This is a genomic window from Muribaculum sp. NM65_B17 (assembly GCF_004793735.1).
GTDB classification, from domain to species: domain Bacteria; phylum Bacteroidota; class Bacteroidia; order Bacteroidales; family Muribaculaceae; genus Muribaculum; species Muribaculum gordoncarteri.
Window position 1 is genome coordinate 86,467 of sequence record NZ_SRYY01000003.1, and the last position, 14,444, is coordinate 100,910.

The window sequence follows — 14,444 nt, forward strand, 5'->3', positions numbered from 1 at the left end:
TGTTAATTATATGAGAAAAATAATATCCATAGGCGAATCCTGTCTTGAGGTGCTTTTTCGAGGGGAAGTTCCGGTGAAGTCCTATCCGGGAGGAGAGCTGTTGAACGCATCGGCCTGTATGGGCTCCGACGGCGTTACGGTCGACTATGTAAGCGAAGTGGCTCGTGACCGTGTAGGTGACATCGTTTCAGGATTTCTTGAATCACATGGTGTAAGCGTAAAGTCAATCGACCGTTACACTGAAGGAACTACACCCTTGAACATGCTTTTCATGCATGATGACGGCACTTTTGACACAGTGCGTTACGGCCGTTATCCCGATTCAAGTTTTGATGTCGTGTGGCCGCGCATCGACCCCGACGACATTGTGATATTCGGCGGATATTATTCGCTCGATCCGAGGGTGAGGACACGATTGTTTGACATTGTGAAATATGCCGCCGAGCGCAAGGCCGTTATTGTCTACATGCCCGGATTTGAGCGTGACAGGGCACCACGCATCACACGCGTCATGCCTTCGATACTCGAGAACTTTGAGGTGGCGTCGCTCGTTGTTACATTTGACGGCGACATGCCTGCCATATTCAACGAGGATGATGCGGCAGCCTATCGTAATCACATCAGCTTCTACTGCAACAACTGCATAAACATCGACAGTAAGGCCGGAGCTATACGATTCTACAATCGACAGCTCACGCAATCGGTTGAATCGGCACCCGCCGCCAATTGCCTTGAATGGCGCGCTGCCGCTCTTGCCGGAGTGATCGAGGGACTGATTGACGGCAACGTGATGACGGCCGACATGGATGCCATCGACTCCGAAACAATGCTGCGAATTGTGGAGAGCGGCGTGAAACGTGCCTCCAATTCATAAACTGACATAAAACATTATTGATGCGACCTACTTCTCTCGAATCCAACTTCATAACCGTAACCGATGACTCGGTGGGGCGTTTGAAATCGCTTTTTGTGAATAAAGGTGACGCCGAGTTGCGTCACAAGCTCAAAAACTCACCGTTTAATGTGGCTTACGATGTGGTGCGCGGACGAGCCGCCGAACTTATTGCCGAAGGCGATGCCGACCGAGCCATAATGATGGGTCGACACATCAATGAACTTATTCAACGAAGTCACGCAACCTTCGACACCACGGTGCTTCATGCCGCTGTGATGCAGGTGCTTACCGCAGTGTTCGTCGCAACGGAGTCCTATGAGGCTGCGTTGTCGACCGCCGCCGATACGCTGACACTGCTCTCGCAGGAGCCGCGTCGCAAGGACGAGCCTTTCCTGCAGGTGCTGGGAGCGTTACTTTACGACCTCTCCTTCCTGCATATAGTAAGAAAGGAGTACAAGGCCGCCGAGCGCACGCTTGAAAAGTCGATGCGCGTCTTTGAACGCCTTGCCAAGATGAACCCCGACCGTTACGGCTCGGCTCACATAATGGCTCTTAACGCATCGACATCGGTCTATCGCTCGAGGGTGAAGCAGGTCAACCTGCTGGCCCACTTCCAGGTGGCCACCTCCACCTATCTTGAAATGGTCAACAGCGGCATTCATGATGCAATGGACCGCCTTATCGAGTCGCTGGCCAATGAAGGCGAGATGCTCATGCAGCTCGGGAAGTATCGTGACGCGGTGCAGTACTATTCGCGGGCGTTGAAGTATCTGTCAAAGCTCAGTCCCGAATTTTCGGAGCGTCACCTGAAGCTTTCGATTAAGTTGAGCGAGGCATTGTTGCACACCCGCTCTACACGCCAGAAGGGAGTGCATCTGCTCAACACCTTGTTGCAGAAGGCCGTCAGGATGAAGTCGGGTAAGTATGTCAAGGAGATTGAAACTCTGCTTGACGAGAAAACGACGGGAAAATTTGACATCCTCGCCCTGTGGCACAAGGCATTCCCGAAATAACGCATTTAACAACAATAAAATAGTAACTACATGTCAACATCACTATCGCATAGCGCGCCCGAAAGTGCGCTGCCCGCTATCCCCGAAACATCAAAGGTGGCCATCGTGACCGCCGAGTGGAACGCTCACATAACCGAAGCTCTCACCAAGGGGGCGGTTGACCTGCTTGAGAGCCGTAACGTAGAGTATGATGTCTACCATGTGCCCGGAGCCGTGGAGCTCACCTATGGCGCAGCCAAGTTGCTCGCCCACTACGATGCGATAATAGTGTTTGGATGCGTGATACGCGGCGGCACTCCCCATTTTGATTATGTGTGCCAAAGTGTCACTCAGGGCATTACGAAGCTTAACGCCGAGTTTGACACTCCCGTTATATTCGGAGTCCTGACGGTTGATAATGAGCAGGATGCGCTTGACCGTGCCGGTGGAAAGCTCGGTAACAAGGGTACCGAGGCAGCCGAAGCGGCAATAAAAATGATACATTTTACTTGCAAGGTAAACGAATTATGATTACCTTTGTGGCGCTTTAGTGTTTTGGGCGAATACCAGAGTGGCCAAATGGGGCAGACTGTAAATCTGCTGGCTTATGCCTTCGGTGGTTCGAATCCATCTTCGCCCACGTTAATGCGGAAGTAGCTCAGTTGATAGAGCATCAGCCTTCCAAGCTGAGGGTCGCGAGTTTGAGCCTCGTCTTCCGCTCATTAAAGGTCGGTCCGGCGAGGATGGACCTTTTTTGGTTTATGACGGCCGGCTTCGGTTGCCTGATCAACGTAATCAAGAAAACAAATAATAACAACACTCCTATGCGTATCGACATTTTGACCGTACTTCCCGAGATGCTTGAGTCGCCGCTTGGCTGCTCTATATTGAAGCGTGCCCAGGACAAGGGGCTGGCTCGGATTGTGGTTCACAACCTGCGTGACTATACCACCAACAAGCACCGCAAGGTCGATGACTATCCTTTCGGCGGTGAGGCCGGAATGGTGATGCAGATTGAGCCTGTGGACCGTGCCATCTCGCATTTGAAGAGCGAGCGTGACTATGATGAGGTGATATTTACATCACCCGACGGTGAGCAGTTCAGTCAGCCTATGGCCAATCGCATGTCGATGCTTGAAAACATAATCATTCTTTGCGGACACTACAAGGGCGTTGACTACCGCATACGCGAGCATCTCGTTACGCGTGAAATAACTGTGGGCGACTATGTGCTTACGGGAGGAGAGTTGCCTGCACTGGTGATAACCGATGCCATTGTGAGGCTTATTCCCGGTGCTATAGGCGATGAGCAGAGTGCGCTTAGCGATTCATTCCAGGATAATCTGCTTGCGCCGCCCATCTATACGCGTCCGGCTGAATATAAGGGATGGAAAGTGCCCGACATTTTGCTGTCGGGGCATCAGGCGCGCATCGACGAATGGCGCCATCAGCAAGCCGTGGAGCGCACGCGTCGCCTGCGTCCCGGACTCCTTGACGAGTAATGTGATATGCGTTAATGCGGTCACTCGTCGGCTCCAGGAGGAAGAACCGGCGGTTCGGGCTTTCTAAGCGGCAGTGTGTAGCTTAGCGAGAATGAGCCCGAGAAGCTTGAGCCTTTGGTCCCGTAACCGGGTATATACCACGGGTCGCCGTAGAGGTGAGTCCCCTGATGTGCGATTTTGTGGAATCGCAGGTCCCAGCCGAGCGAGAAATTCTTGTAGATCATCACCCTTATTCCCACCATAAACTCAACGTAACCGACTGTGGCGCGTTGCGATGGTATGTTTATCACTTCGTTATCGCCCCAATAGCCTTGGTCGACTATTACATCGTTTACTTCGTAGCTGAAGTTGGTAATGCCGTAACGCAGTCCGGCGTAAACCGAATAGTCGGGATTGGAGTTGTAAAGGAAGTTGTAGTTTACACCTATCTTGAAGAAAGGCGCTAAGGATGATTTATATTTGTAGTTGCCGTCGTCGGGTGTGTAGTTGGCGGTTCCTATGCCTGCCTCTACTATGGGTTTTATCCAGTTGTGCAGGCTCAGTTCGCCCCAGAATCCCACTCCCCCGTATTGCTGGCCGAAGCATCGCATAAGCGGATCCCATAGGTTTACACCCACCGTAACGGCATGGAATCGCGGATATATCAGTTTAGGCGCCGTAGTCAATATTGTGTCGCGATACTCTACTCCGAGTATTGTGTCGACCAATATCGTGTGACCTTCCATGTCCTGCATCTCTATTACGCTTGCAGGTCGCTCGCCGGGCTTGGTCACTTTTGTATTCTCGGTTGAATTCTTTGATTTGTTGTCGGGATTCTCCACGGGCGTGACGCGTCGCTGGGCCGTTACGGTCAGGGCGACGAGGCTTAGGAGTAATATTATACAGCGGCGCAACATCGTTTATTCGTTAGGTTTTTCTTCGGTTCTGAAATATATGCGTATGGTTTCTATGTCGGCATTCGTTATCAGCGAGTCAACGAGGCCCACCGAGTCGATGAGGTGGGTGGTGTAGTTGAGCTTTTCGATTGAGTAGCGGTACATGGCTCCGCACTCCTCCGAAGCGAAGTAGGGTATACGCTTGTATTTGAACGTTATTGTGTCGAATAGTTCGGGAAAGTTCAGCTTCTTGGCCTCATATCGTATGAAATATGAAGTCGAGTCCTTATTAGCACGAAATGGCAGATATATTTTGGATGCCGATGCCGTGTTAAGCAACAGTGAGTCGTTGATTGCTCCTACGCCGCCTACCGATATCGAGTCGACCGATATTTCACGCAGGGTGTTGTAGGAGTAGAACCCGGCAAGAGGTATCGAGCTTTGGTTGTCGGTACATCCTGATGTGTTGCAGCTTGACAGCGTTATGCTCAGCGCTGTGAGCAATGATGCTGTTACGTTTAGTATTTTCCCCATTTTACAATTTCGTCAAGAGGCTTGCGCTTTTTTTCGGGTACGGTGCCGTCGCTGTCGGGATAGCCCATAGGTATTATGGCTATAGGCTCCACATTGTCGGGAAGGTTGAGCCCTTCACGCACTATTGTGGGATCGAAGTTGCACACCCAGCACGTTCCGAGTCCGAGCGATGCCGCACCGAGGCAAAGGTGCTCTACGGCTATCGACACATCGACATCGGTGTGATCCTTTCCGTCAAAGCTTCTATGCCACGCTTCATCGTGAAGTCCGAGGGCCACGATGTAGACAGGGGCTTCCTTTATCCAGTCGCGGCTGTAGCTGCGTATCACTATGTCACGCAGTTCGGGGGTGTCGAGCACGAGGAATTTCCAGGGTTGCTTGTTGCAGGCCGACGGTGCGAGGCGCACAGTGTCGAGTACGGCCATTATAAGTTCGCGTGACACCGGTGCGTTGGTGTATTTGCGGCATGAGTAACGCTCGGCGGCAAGATGGTAAAATTCAGGATATGCGTTCATGTCTGTTGCGGTTGTGGATTAAACGTTATTATTGTCAGTGGGGGTAATCTCCTCGTCGATTTCATATTCGTTGCGGCGGTCGGAGTTGCGCACTACGAGCTCGCCAATGAATCCGGTGAGAAACAGTTGTGAGCCGAGCAGCATCAGCGTCAGCGCCATGTAGAAGTAGGGTGAATCGGTCACAAGTCGATAGGGGTTGCCGTGATTCATGTCATATAGCTTCCCGAAGCCCACTACGGCCACGGCTATGAAGCCGAGGATGAACATGAGGCTGCCGAGAAGACCGAAGAAGTGCATCGGTTTGACTCCGAACTTGGCGGTGAACCACAGCGTGGCGAGGTCGAGATAACCGTTTACAAATCGGTCGAGCCCGAATTTTGTCGTGCCGTATTTTCTGGCCTGGTGATGCACCACTTTCTCGCCTATGCGGTTGAATCCGGCGTTCTTGGCCAGATAGGGGATGTAACGGTGCATGTCGCCGTAGACCTCTATGTGTTTCACCACTTTGTTGCGGTAGGCCTTCAGGCCGCAGTTGAAGTCGTGCAGGTTGTGTATGCCGCTCACTTTGCGAGCTGTGGCATTGAACAGTTTTGTGGGAATCGTCTTTGACAGCGGGTCGTAGCGTTTTTGCTTCCATCCCGACACGAGGTCATATTTATCCTCGGTTATCATCCTGTAGAGTTCGGGAATCTCATCGGGGCTGTCCTGCAGGTCGGCGTCCATTGTGATGACGACATCGCCCTTGGCGCGGCTGAATCCGGTGTTCAAGGCCGGCGATTTGCCATAGTTGCGACGGAAGCTGACTCCGCGTATGTTGGGATTGTGTTCGCGAAGCTTGTTTATGACCTCCCATGAGTCATCGGTCGACCCGTCGTTGATGAAGAGGATTTCGTAGGTGAAGCCGTGTTGGTTCATCACGCGGCTTATCCATGCTTCAAGCTCGGGAAGCGACTCTGCTTCGTTATATAGCGGAATTACTACTGATATGTCCATTTCCGATAATTTGGTTACAATTTTTTAGGTTTGACCGAACGTGCCTGAACGAGAAGTGACATCAGCATCGACAGTATCGACCCTGAGAATACTATGAGCCACAGCATGTCGACGGCAAGCTCGATGGGGCGTGGTATGAGATGCTGGTCGCGTGCTCGCTGAAGCATCTCGGCAAACTCTTTCCCTCGCTCCCAGTCGGTGGAGTTGTAGAGGTCGATCATCATTGTCACTTGATGGTCAAGAAACTCGGGCTCGATCCATCGCATATACATTACTGCGATAAATGAGGCAATCATTCCTCCGCACAGGAATATCATGATGCCCTCCATCCAAAGCGATGAAAATAGTGTCTTGCCCAAGTCGGATACATAGGAACGCCGCAACATGATGTATATTACGACAGGAACGCCCGACATCAGCACTAAAGAGAGCAGTCCCAAAGGAGGTTGTGACATCGAGTAGGCCGTTGCAAAGAAGAGTGCGGTCAGATACAGGCCGAACCATACGCCGTAATCGGCGCCGCGGCGATAGGGTGAATGGAATATTTTCTTTGTCCCGTTCATACAGGTACAAAGGTATAAAATAAAACTGAAATATAGCGCATGTGAGGCTTAAATGTCCTTGTCGTAAGTCATCGTCGGCTCAGCTGCCATGGCATAATCCTCTTCGGCCTCGGGGCGCCGGTATTGCGACAGATAGGAACGGTTAAGCAGCGACTCGATTTCAAGCAGTGTGGCGTCACGCTTTGCGGGTCGCAACTGGCACTCCCACACTGTCATCACGTTCCATCCCATCTCTTTAAGACGCTGCTTGGCGCGATTGTCACGCTCCTTGTTGCGGTTTATCTTGTCACGCCAGAATTCTGAATTGGTCGACGGCATCTTCGTGTCGCCGTGTCCGTGCCAGAAACATCCGTGTACAAATATCGCTACCCTGTACTTGCGCAGTACTATGTCGGGCGTGCCGGGAAGGCCGCGCACGTTTTTGCGATAACGATATCCTCGTTTCCACAGGTAACGGCGCACTATCAGCTCGGGCTTCGTGTCCTTGCTGCGTATAGCGGCCATTATCGCCGATCGCTTATTTGAACTGAACGTATCCATCACGTTTGAATTGTTACGAAATTAGGGATTTTATGTCAATATAACAAATCCATGTCGGGTGACAAACAGTCAATTGCGATGGAAAAAAGTTGTAGATTGGTGAAGATTGTTTAATTTTGTCACTATCAAATCGATTTAATCGTTGTTTATATTATCAGGTATACTAAAATTAATCTATGATGGAAGTTAACTCCTTGAAAAAAATCGCGATATTACTTATCGTTTGCGTAGCCACGGTCATGTCGGGATGTGACAGCGATGTCCGTCTTCTCGACACGGTGCCGGCCGATGCGGCTGCTGTGGTTGCTGTCAACGCCGTCAGGTTGAATGAGGACCTTGACGGAGTGCGTAACGGTGGCAAGCTCACTGCCGATGAAACGCTTGACCGCCTGCTTGTCAACAGTACCGACCGAGCAAAGAAGCAGATAAAAACCGTGCTGATGTCGACGGCGATAGACCGCAACATGGTGGTGGCATTTGCCATTCATGACAAGGACGGTCTTCGCGGAGTAAAGGAGATGATTAAGAGCGGAGTCTATATACTTACGTTCAAGATAAATAACATAGCTGAATTGATTGAACAGCTTGAAGCCGGATCAAAGCAGTCGGTGGGCAACTTTGACGCTTATTCGCTCGATCACACCACTCTTTTTGTGAAGGGCAAGCAAGGTTGGATTATGGACGGCGACCCGCAGCGGTCGGCCAAGCTCCTCTCCGAGCAGCTTACGATAGCATCCAATAAGTCGATAGCATCGCTGAAGGGCGTAGGCAAGTTCCTTGAACGTAACGATGAGGTGATGCGCACAGTCGTTGCCATGACTCCGGCCAATGCCTCGGGTTGGACATGCGTCGATGCGTCATTCGGCAGTAACGCTACTCAAGTCGATGTCAATGCCATATATCTTAACGCCAACGGCGATGAAATCGACATGAATGCCAATTTGCAGAAGATAAACAGCAAATTGATTGACTATACGGCTCCGAGCGATGTCTTTGTGGCTGCGATGGGCCTGCGCTCCGATACTGACTGGGACGCAATTCTCGGTTATGTTCAGGCTGTTTATCCTCTCGATTATAAGCAGCGCACATTGATGGGATTGATTCTTCCTTATCTGCGACGCATCGACGGCACAATTATGGTGGCTGCCGGACCGATGGCCGATGCAACCATGTCGGCCGGAGATATTGAGAACCAAATCAGCTTTGTGGTGGCCATCGAGATGAACAAGGATAATATCAAGAAGACGATGAGCGATATAAACGGACTTATCTCCACCATGGGATTGTCGGCGTTACGTGACGGCAACAGTATCGTGTGGCAGATGGCTGGTTCTCCCGCAATAACTCTTACTGCCGAGGGAAATTGCCTCGTATTTGCCAACCGCTCGTTGAAGCAGCTCGGCAACGATGCCGCACGTGACTGCATGAAGGGCAACGTGGTGGCCGTGTGGGCCAATATCCCCGATTCGATGGGCGAGGTGACCTACGGAGGCCGCGGATTCAGCCTTGACATGGAGGTGTCGGACGATTTTGAGGCCGATTTCCGTTTCAACGGATCCAACGCTCCCATTCTTGAACAGTTTGCGATGTTGATGCAGGCCGATGGAAATGTCAATGTAGTTGATGATGACGACTACGACTCTCTTGGTTTCACTCCCATCGACACTATAAAGTGATGAGGATTGACACGATAGCTCTTGATGACGTTTTGCCCGATGTATTCGCGTCGGCGGCAGGCGATGCGTCGGTCCTCGACTCCGATGTGTGGTTGAGCGGCGTTACATTCAATCGCCCGGGGATATATCGCATAGAGGCGGAGTCGGGTACCGGAAAATCGTCGATGTGCAGTTTCATCTACGGAAACCGGAGTGACTATCGGGGGCGCATACTTTTCAACGGGCGTGACATAAGGTCGTTTTCGGTTAAGGAGTGGTGTGACATGCGCGTTTCCCACATCGCCTTGCTTCCTCAGGAGATGCGGCTGTTTCCCGAACTTACCGTGACCGAGAATATCGAGATAAAGAACCGACTCACCTCATTTAAGACACGTGATGAGATAACGGCGATGCTTGAACGCCTTGAGATTGCCGATAAAGCCGATGAACCGGCAGCGCGTCTGTCGATCGGTCAGCAACAGCGTGTGGCTATCGTTAGGTCGTTATGTCAACCGTTTGACTTCCTGTTGCTCGATGAACCGGTGAGTCACCTTGATGCCCGCAACAACACCTTGGTGTCGCAACTTATTCTCGATGAGGTCAACCGACAGGATGCGGCCGTCATCGCAACTTCGGTAGGATATGCCATTGACATAGATCCTGTAAAAGTTTTGTCATTATAAAGAGTGATTGTGTTATGAAGGATATAGTGTGGCGGTTGTTGAAGCGTAACATAAGTGCCGGACAACTCATCGGATATGCCGTCGCCAATTTTGTGGGACTGTCGATAGTGCTCACCGCGATTCAGTTTTATCGCGATGTCACGGCCGTGTGGGATGGCGACGATTCATTCATCTCGCGCGACTACATGATTATATCACGCAAGGTCGAAGGACTCGGCTCGCTTACAGGAAAGAGTGACGCGACATTCAGCGATGCCGACATAACTGAGATAGAGTCACAGCCCTGGGTGAGAAGGGTGGGTGAGTTCACCGCTTCGTCGTTCAATGTCGCCGCCTCGGTCGAGATGGGCGGACGCGGCATGTCGACGGCTCTATTTTTCGAGTCGATACCGTCGGAGTTTTTCGATGTCATGCCCTCGGAGTGGGATTTTGACCCTGCTGATCCGGTTGTGCCCATAATATTGAGCAAGGACTATCTGTCGTTATATAATTTCGGATTTGCATCGTCGCGCGGATTGCCTCAGTTGAGCGAGGCCATGATAGGGATGGTGCCGTTGAAGGTGTCGGTAAGCGGTAACGGACGGCAGCAGTGGTTACCGGCGCGTATCGTGGGATTTTCGTCACGCCTCAATACCATCGCCGTGCCTGAGCAGTTTATGGAGTGGGCCAATGAGCGGTTTGCCGAAGAACCGGTGTCGCCTCCTTCGCGCCTTATAATCGAAGTGAGCCGTCCCGGCGACCCTGCCATAAAGGAGTTCCTTCAGAGCCACGGTTACGAAAGTGCCGGCGACAAGGCCGACAATGGAAAGGCCGCCTACTTCCTTTCGGTAGTGACGGCCGTAGTGATTGTGGTAGGTGCTATAATAAGCCTGCTGTCGTTCTTCATCCTGATGTTGAGCATCTACCTGCTTTTGCAGAAAAATCGTACAAAGCTGCACGACCTGATGCTTCTCGGCTATTCGCCGGGCATGGTGTCGAGCCGCTATTGCCGCATGGTAGTGGCGATAAACATCATTGTGCTTGTCGCGGCGATTGCGGTAGTGCTTGTGGGGCGTCACCTTTGGGGCGGAGCGTTATCGTCGCTTGGGTTGTCGTCGACATCGCCTTGGCCGGCCATTGTCACGGGATTAGCCATAATGCTGCTGATTACCGTTGTCAACATCATTTCGATAAGACGCACCATGATGCGTTACTTCAAGGGTTGATGTCACAGTGTGCCTTTGGTCGACGGCAGCGTGAAGTGTAACGGATCACGCTTTATCGCCTGACGCAAAGCCCTTGCCAGTCCCTTGAATATACCTTCGATTTTGTGATGTTCGTTGATGCCCTCTGCGCGTATGAATAGATTCATCAGCGCGTTGTCGCTCAGCGACTTGAAAAAGTGCATGAACATTTCGGTGGGCATGTCGCCTATGTGCTCGCGCTTGAATTGGGCATCCCACACCAGCCATGGCCGCCCTCCGAAGTCAACGGCAACCGTACAGAGGCAATCGTCCATCGGCAGCACGAATCCGTAACGCTCGATACCGCGCTTGTCGCCCAATGCCTTGCGTAACGCTTCGCCAAGAGCTATCGCGGTGTCTTCGACGGTGTGATGTTCGTCGACATGGAGGTCACCTTCCACCGTTATGTCGAGGTCGATGCCTGAGTGTCGTGCTATCTGGTCGAGCATGTGGTCGAAGAAGCCTATTCCGGTTGTTATGTTGCCCTTTCCGGTTCCGTCGAGGTCGACGGTTATCTCTATTTTTGTTTCGGAAGTGACGCGGCTTACCGATGCGCGGCGCGTGCCTCCTTGGAGCGTGACCGTCACATCGTCCCACGACGGCGTTACGCGCTCCACAGCGTCACTTAGTCCGGCATCGGCAATCTCCTGCATCAATTCGGGAGTGGGCTCACGCAAGAGTATGGCCTTGCACCCGAGGTTGCGGGCGAGCATGACATCGGTCAGCCTGTCGCCTATAACCCGTGAACCTGACAAATCGTAGTCGCCCGACATGTATTTACCGAGCAATGCCGTGCCGGGTTTGCGTGTCGGCGCGTTATCTTCGGGCAGAGTGCGGTCGATGATTATGTCGTTGAATGTCACGCCTTCGTTGGCAAATGCCTTCAGCATCTTGTTGTGGGCCGGCCAGAAGGTATCCTCGGGAAAGAGCTCGGTGCCGAGTCCGTCCTGATTGGTGACCATGACAAGCTCAAAAGGCAGTCGTGACGCAATGAAGTGCATTGCACGCAGTGCGCCGGGCATTAATTCGAGCTTTTCAAGCGAATCGACCTGAAAATCCACGGGAGGCTCCACGATGAGTGTGCCGTCACGGTCGATAAAGAGTACTCGCGGTCGTTGGGTGTCAGCGTCGGTCATATTCCTCTATTTTTTCAATTAACAATCGATTTTCGTTGTCGCTGCCTACCGTGATCCTAAGGCATCCGGCACAAAGGTGTACACGGCAACGGTTGCGCACTATTACGCCCGCATCGCGCAGCCAGGCGTATAGAGCATCGGCGTCATCGACCTTCACGAGCAGGAAGTTTGCGTCGGAGGCATATACCTGCTTTACCGCCGACAGGGATTCAAGCTGCGATGCAAGCCTGTCGCGTGCCTCGACCAGCTCCTTGGTCACGGCGACAACCTTGTCGGCTCGGTCGAGTACATTCAATGCTTCACGTTGGGTGAGGATGTTGATGTTGTAGGGATATTTCACCTTGTTGAAGATGTCGATTATCTCAGGTGACGCATATGCTATGCCGAGCCTCATCGCAGCCGAGGCCCAGGCTTTGGAGAATGTCTGCATGACTATCAGTCGCGGCAATGTGTCGAGATACTTAACCATCGAACCTTTGTCCGAAAAGTCGATATAGGCTTCATCGATCACCGTTATGCCTTGGAACCGACGGGCTATGCGCAGCATGTCGTCGATTGGGAGCGCGTTGCCTGTGGGGTTGTTGGGCGAGCACATCCACAGCACTTTGGTGTTTTCATCGACGAGGTTGAACAGGTTCTCCTCATTGACCGTGAAGTCGTCGTTGAGGCTTGCCGCGCGATACTCTACATCGTTTATGTCGGCGCACACGCGATACATCCCGTAGGTGGGGTCGATGGCGACTACATTGTCGATGCCGGGACGGCAGAATACGCGATAGGTTATGTCGATGCACTCATCGCTTCCCACTCCGAGGAATATGCGGTCGGGCGTAACTCCGCGAATTTCAGCGAGGCGGCGCTTCACCTCCAGTTGCAGGGGGTCGGGATAGCGGTTAAGGCCGTCGATGCGGCTGTTTTCGTTGGCATCGAGCCATGCGAGAGCTTCGCCGGTGTATTCGTTGCGGGCGCATGTGTAGGGCGTGAGGCGCAGTATGTTGGGGCGCACGAGGCTGTCTAATGTCATGTTGCGTTATTTAGCGTTGTTTTCAATTGAGTTCAGTCGCAGCGTCACGGCGAGTTTGTGAGCCATGAGATCTTCATTCTCGGCCATCGTTTCTACCGCGTGACCAATCGACTTTATGCCTTCAGGTGTCAGTTCCTGGAACGTTATCTTCTTTGTAAAGCTGTCGATGTTGACTCCGCTGTAGCTGCGCGCATAGCCCGATGTGGGCAGGGTGTGGTTGGTGCCCGACGCATAGTCGCCCGCGCTTTCGGGAGAGTAGGGGCCTATGAACACCGAGCCGGCATTGGTGACGCGGCTGCAAAGCGAGCGAGCGTCACGATGATTTATGATGAGATGCTCGGGCGCATAGTCGTTGCTGAACTCCATCACTTCATCCATGTCACCGAGCAATATGATGCGGCTGTGTTCAAGCGAGCGGTTCATCATGTCACGGCGCGGTAGTGTCGACAGCAATCGCTCGATCACTTCGGGCAACCGGTCGGCAAGTCGGGGTGACGTGGTGAGGAGTATCGACTGGCTGTCGGGGCCGTGCTCGGCCTGAGAGAGGAAGTCGGCCGCCACAAATTCGGGATTGGCTTCGTCGTCGGCTATTACCAGCACTTCCGACGGCCCTGCCGGCATGTCGATGGCAACGCCGTGCATTGTCGCCTGCTGTTTGGCTTCCATAACGTAACGGTTGCCCGGACCGAATATCTTGTAGACTTTGGGGATGCTCCCGGTGCCGAATGTCATCGCCGCTATGGCCTGCGCACCTCCTGTCTTGTATATTCGGCTTACTCCGGCCGCTTTTGCTGCATAGAGTATGGCCGGATGTACTTTCCCGTCCTTCCCGGCGGGAGTGCAGAGGATTATGTCACGGCATCCGGCTATGCGCGCCGGGACGGCAAGCATCAGTACGGTCGAGAATAGCGGCGAGTTGCCTCCGGGGATGTAAAGACCCACGCGGTCAATGGGCACAGCACGCTGCTCGCATGTCACGCCCGGCTGTGTCGTCACCTTTACTGGTTGTGACATCGCCTGTGCGCTGTGAAACGCCGCGATGTTTTCCCTCGCTATTGCTATTGCGTCACGCAGCTCGTCGCTCACGAGGCTCTCGGCTTCGTCAATCTCCTCGGGTGTTACTTCAAGGCGGTCGAGGTGAGCGCCGGTGAACTTCATTTCGTAACGCATCAACGCTTCGTCGCCGTTACGCTTAACATCGTCCATTATCGATGTCACGGTATCGGTGACTTCACGCGCCTTGTCGGCAAGCGGTCGTTGCAGCAGTGCGTTTCGGCTGTCGCGCGACGGATATCTGATTATTTCCATATTGAG

16 protein-coding genes and 2 tRNA genes are annotated in these 14,444 nt (G+C 52.6%); 9 read left to right on the forward strand and 9 right to left on the reverse strand.

Translation table 11 applies throughout. The features are described 5' to 3' along the window. Nucleotides 1-10: 10 nt before the first annotated feature. The 6 genes from E5354_RS04980 (at nt 11) to trmD (ending at nt 3,389) form a co-directional block, all read left to right on the forward strand. Nucleotides 11-874, forward strand: a complete 864-nt coding sequence (locus E5354_RS04980) for a carbohydrate kinase family protein (protein ID WP_135946642.1) — start codon at nt 11-13, stop codon at nt 872-874. A 20-nt stretch (nt 875-894) separates the two neighbouring features. Then, complete coding sequence (locus tag E5354_RS04985; RefSeq protein WP_135946643.1) at nt 895-1,908, forward strand: tetratricopeptide repeat protein; 1,014 nt, start codon at nt 895-897, stop codon at nt 1,906-1,908. A 30-nt stretch (nt 1,909-1,938) separates the two neighbouring features. Next, a complete protein-coding gene (gene ribH, locus E5354_RS04990; RefSeq protein ID WP_135946644.1) occupies nt 1,939-2,418 on the forward strand; it encodes a 6,7-dimethyl-8-ribityllumazine synthase in 480 nt (159 codons plus the stop codon). A gap of 26 nt (nt 2,419-2,444) precedes the next feature. After that, nucleotides 2,445-2,527: transfer RNA gene (locus tag E5354_RS04995), tRNA-Tyr, on the forward strand. A gap of 7 nt (nt 2,528-2,534) precedes the next feature. Further along, nucleotides 2,535-2,607, forward strand: a tRNA-Gly gene (locus E5354_RS05000). A 104-nt stretch (nt 2,608-2,711) separates the two neighbouring features. Beyond that, on the forward strand, nt 2,712-3,389 hold the full coding sequence (gene trmD / locus E5354_RS05005; protein ID WP_135946645.1) for a tRNA (guanosine(37)-N1)-methyltransferase TrmD: 678 nt from the start codon (nt 2,712-2,714) through the stop codon (nt 3,387-3,389). A 20-nt stretch (nt 3,390-3,409) separates the two neighbouring features. Here the strand turns inward: trmD and E5354_RS05010 are convergent, their stop codons facing one another. From E5354_RS05010 to E5354_RS05035, 6 genes are read right to left on the reverse strand one after another with little or no spacing between them, the layout of a single operon-like run. Next, the gene (locus E5354_RS05010) at nt 3,410-4,285 is read right to left on the reverse strand and encodes a DUF6048 family protein (RefSeq protein ID WP_135946646.1); all 876 of its coding nucleotides are present in this window, start codon (nt 4,283-4,285) and stop codon (nt 3,410-3,412) included. A gap of 3 nt (nt 4,286-4,288) precedes the next feature. After that, nucleotides 4,289-4,798 (reverse strand): DUF6452 family protein, encoded by a 510-nt coding sequence (locus E5354_RS05015; protein ID WP_123395487.1) that lies wholly within the window; start codon nt 4,796-4,798, stop codon nt 4,289-4,291. After that, nucleotides 4,783-5,313, reverse strand: coding sequence for a nitroreductase family protein (locus tag E5354_RS05020; RefSeq protein ID WP_123395488.1), 531 nt, complete (start codon nt 5,311-5,313; stop codon nt 4,783-4,785). The genes E5354_RS05015 and E5354_RS05020 overlap by 16 nt, the downstream gene beginning before the upstream one ends. Nucleotides 5,314-5,331: 18 nt before the next feature. After that, nucleotides 5,332-6,306, reverse strand: coding sequence for a glycosyltransferase family 2 protein (locus tag E5354_RS05025; RefSeq protein WP_123395489.1), 975 nt, complete (start codon nt 6,304-6,306; stop codon nt 5,332-5,334). A 14-nt stretch (nt 6,307-6,320) separates the two neighbouring features. Then, a complete protein-coding gene (locus tag E5354_RS05030; RefSeq protein ID WP_123395490.1) occupies nt 6,321-6,869 on the reverse strand; it encodes a DUF4199 domain-containing protein in 549 nt (182 codons plus the stop codon). 48 nt (nt 6,870-6,917) lie between these two features. Then, the gene (locus E5354_RS05035; protein WP_123395491.1) at nt 6,918-7,409 is read right to left on the reverse strand and encodes a very short patch repair endonuclease; all 492 of its coding nucleotides are present in this window, start codon (nt 7,407-7,409) and stop codon (nt 6,918-6,920) included. 176 nt (nt 7,410-7,585) lie between these two features. Here E5354_RS05035 and E5354_RS05040 point away from each other — a divergent pair, with 176 nt between their 5' ends. The 3 genes from E5354_RS05040 to E5354_RS05050 are packed head-to-tail and all read left to right on the forward strand — an operon-like array spanning nt 7,586 to nt 10,952. Beyond that, the gene (locus E5354_RS05040) at nt 7,586-9,085 is read left to right on the forward strand and encodes a hypothetical protein (RefSeq protein WP_135946647.1); all 1,500 of its coding nucleotides are present in this window, start codon (nt 7,586-7,588) and stop codon (nt 9,083-9,085) included. Between the two features lie 5 nt (nt 9,086-9,090). Continuing rightward, the gene (locus E5354_RS05045; RefSeq protein ID WP_123395794.1) at nt 9,091-9,747 is read left to right on the forward strand and encodes an ATP-binding cassette domain-containing protein; all 657 of its coding nucleotides are present in this window, start codon (nt 9,091-9,093) and stop codon (nt 9,745-9,747) included. 14 nt (nt 9,748-9,761) lie between these two features. Further along, entirely contained in the window at nt 9,762-10,952 is a 1,191-nt protein-coding gene (locus E5354_RS05050) for an ABC transporter permease (RefSeq protein WP_123395493.1), read from the forward strand. A gap of 2 nt (nt 10,953-10,954) precedes the next feature. Here the strand turns inward: E5354_RS05050 and hisB are convergent, their stop codons facing one another. From hisB to hisD, 3 genes are read right to left on the reverse strand one after another with little or no spacing between them, the layout of a single operon-like run. Next, the gene (gene hisB, locus E5354_RS05055; RefSeq protein ID WP_123395494.1) at nt 10,955-12,106 is read right to left on the reverse strand and encodes a bifunctional histidinol-phosphatase/imidazoleglycerol-phosphate dehydratase HisB; all 1,152 of its coding nucleotides are present in this window, start codon (nt 12,104-12,106) and stop codon (nt 10,955-10,957) included. Next, the gene (gene hisC, locus E5354_RS05060) at nt 12,093-13,130 is read right to left on the reverse strand and encodes a histidinol-phosphate transaminase (RefSeq protein ID WP_135946648.1); all 1,038 of its coding nucleotides are present in this window, start codon (nt 13,128-13,130) and stop codon (nt 12,093-12,095) included. Before hisC ends, hisB begins: the two co-directional genes overlap by 14 nt. 6 nt (nt 13,131-13,136) lie before the next feature. Beyond that, a complete protein-coding gene (gene hisD / locus E5354_RS05065) occupies nt 13,137-14,438 on the reverse strand; it encodes a histidinol dehydrogenase (protein WP_135946649.1) in 1,302 nt (433 codons plus the stop codon). Nucleotides 14,439-14,444 lie beyond the last annotated feature (6 nt).

Excerpts from the sequence above, each read along its gene's own strand:
- E5354_RS04980 (WP_135946642.1), top strand. The coding sequence starts at position 11 with ATGAGAAAAATAATATCCATAGGCGAATCCTGTCTTGAGGTGCTTTTT.
- E5354_RS04985 (WP_135946643.1), top strand. The coding sequence starts at position 895 with ATGCGACCTACTTCTCTCGAATCCAACTTCATAACCGTAACCGATGAC.
- ribH (WP_135946644.1), top strand. The coding sequence starts at position 1,939 with ATGTCAACATCACTATCGCATAGCGCGCCCGAAAGTGCGCTGCCCGCT.
- trmD (WP_135946645.1), top strand. The coding sequence starts at position 2,712 with ATGCGTATCGACATTTTGACCGTACTTCCCGAGATGCTTGAGTCGCCG.
- E5354_RS05010 (WP_135946646.1), bottom strand. The coding sequence starts at position 4,285 with ATGTTGCGCCGCTGTATAATATTACTCCTAAGCCTCGTCGCCCTGACC.
- E5354_RS05015 (WP_123395487.1), bottom strand. The coding sequence starts at position 4,798 with ATGGGGAAAATACTAAACGTAACAGCATCATTGCTCACAGCGCTGAGC.
- E5354_RS05020 (WP_123395488.1), bottom strand. The coding sequence starts at position 5,313 with ATGAACGCATATCCTGAATTTTACCATCTTGCCGCCGAGCGTTACTCA.
- E5354_RS05025 (WP_123395489.1), bottom strand. The coding sequence starts at position 6,306 with ATGGACATATCAGTAGTAATTCCGCTATATAACGAAGCAGAGTCGCTT.
- E5354_RS05030 (WP_123395490.1), bottom strand. The coding sequence starts at position 6,869 with ATGAACGGGACAAAGAAAATATTCCATTCACCCTATCGCCGCGGCGCC.
- E5354_RS05035 (WP_123395491.1), bottom strand. The coding sequence starts at position 7,409 with ATGGATACGTTCAGTTCAAATAAGCGATCGGCGATAATGGCCGCTATA.
- E5354_RS05040 (WP_135946647.1), top strand. The coding sequence starts at position 7,586 with ATGATGGAAGTTAACTCCTTGAAAAAAATCGCGATATTACTTATCGTT.
- E5354_RS05050 (WP_123395493.1), top strand. The coding sequence starts at position 9,762 with ATGAAGGATATAGTGTGGCGGTTGTTGAAGCGTAACATAAGTGCCGGA.
- hisB (WP_123395494.1), bottom strand. The coding sequence starts at position 12,106 with ATGACCGACGCTGACACCCAACGACCGCGAGTACTCTTTATCGACCGT.
- hisC (WP_135946648.1), bottom strand. The coding sequence starts at position 13,130 with ATGACATTAGACAGCCTCGTGCGCCCCAACATACTGCGCCTCACGCCC.
- hisD (WP_135946649.1), bottom strand. The coding sequence starts at position 14,438 with ATGGAAATAATCAGATATCCGTCGCGCGACAGCCGAAACGCACTGCTG.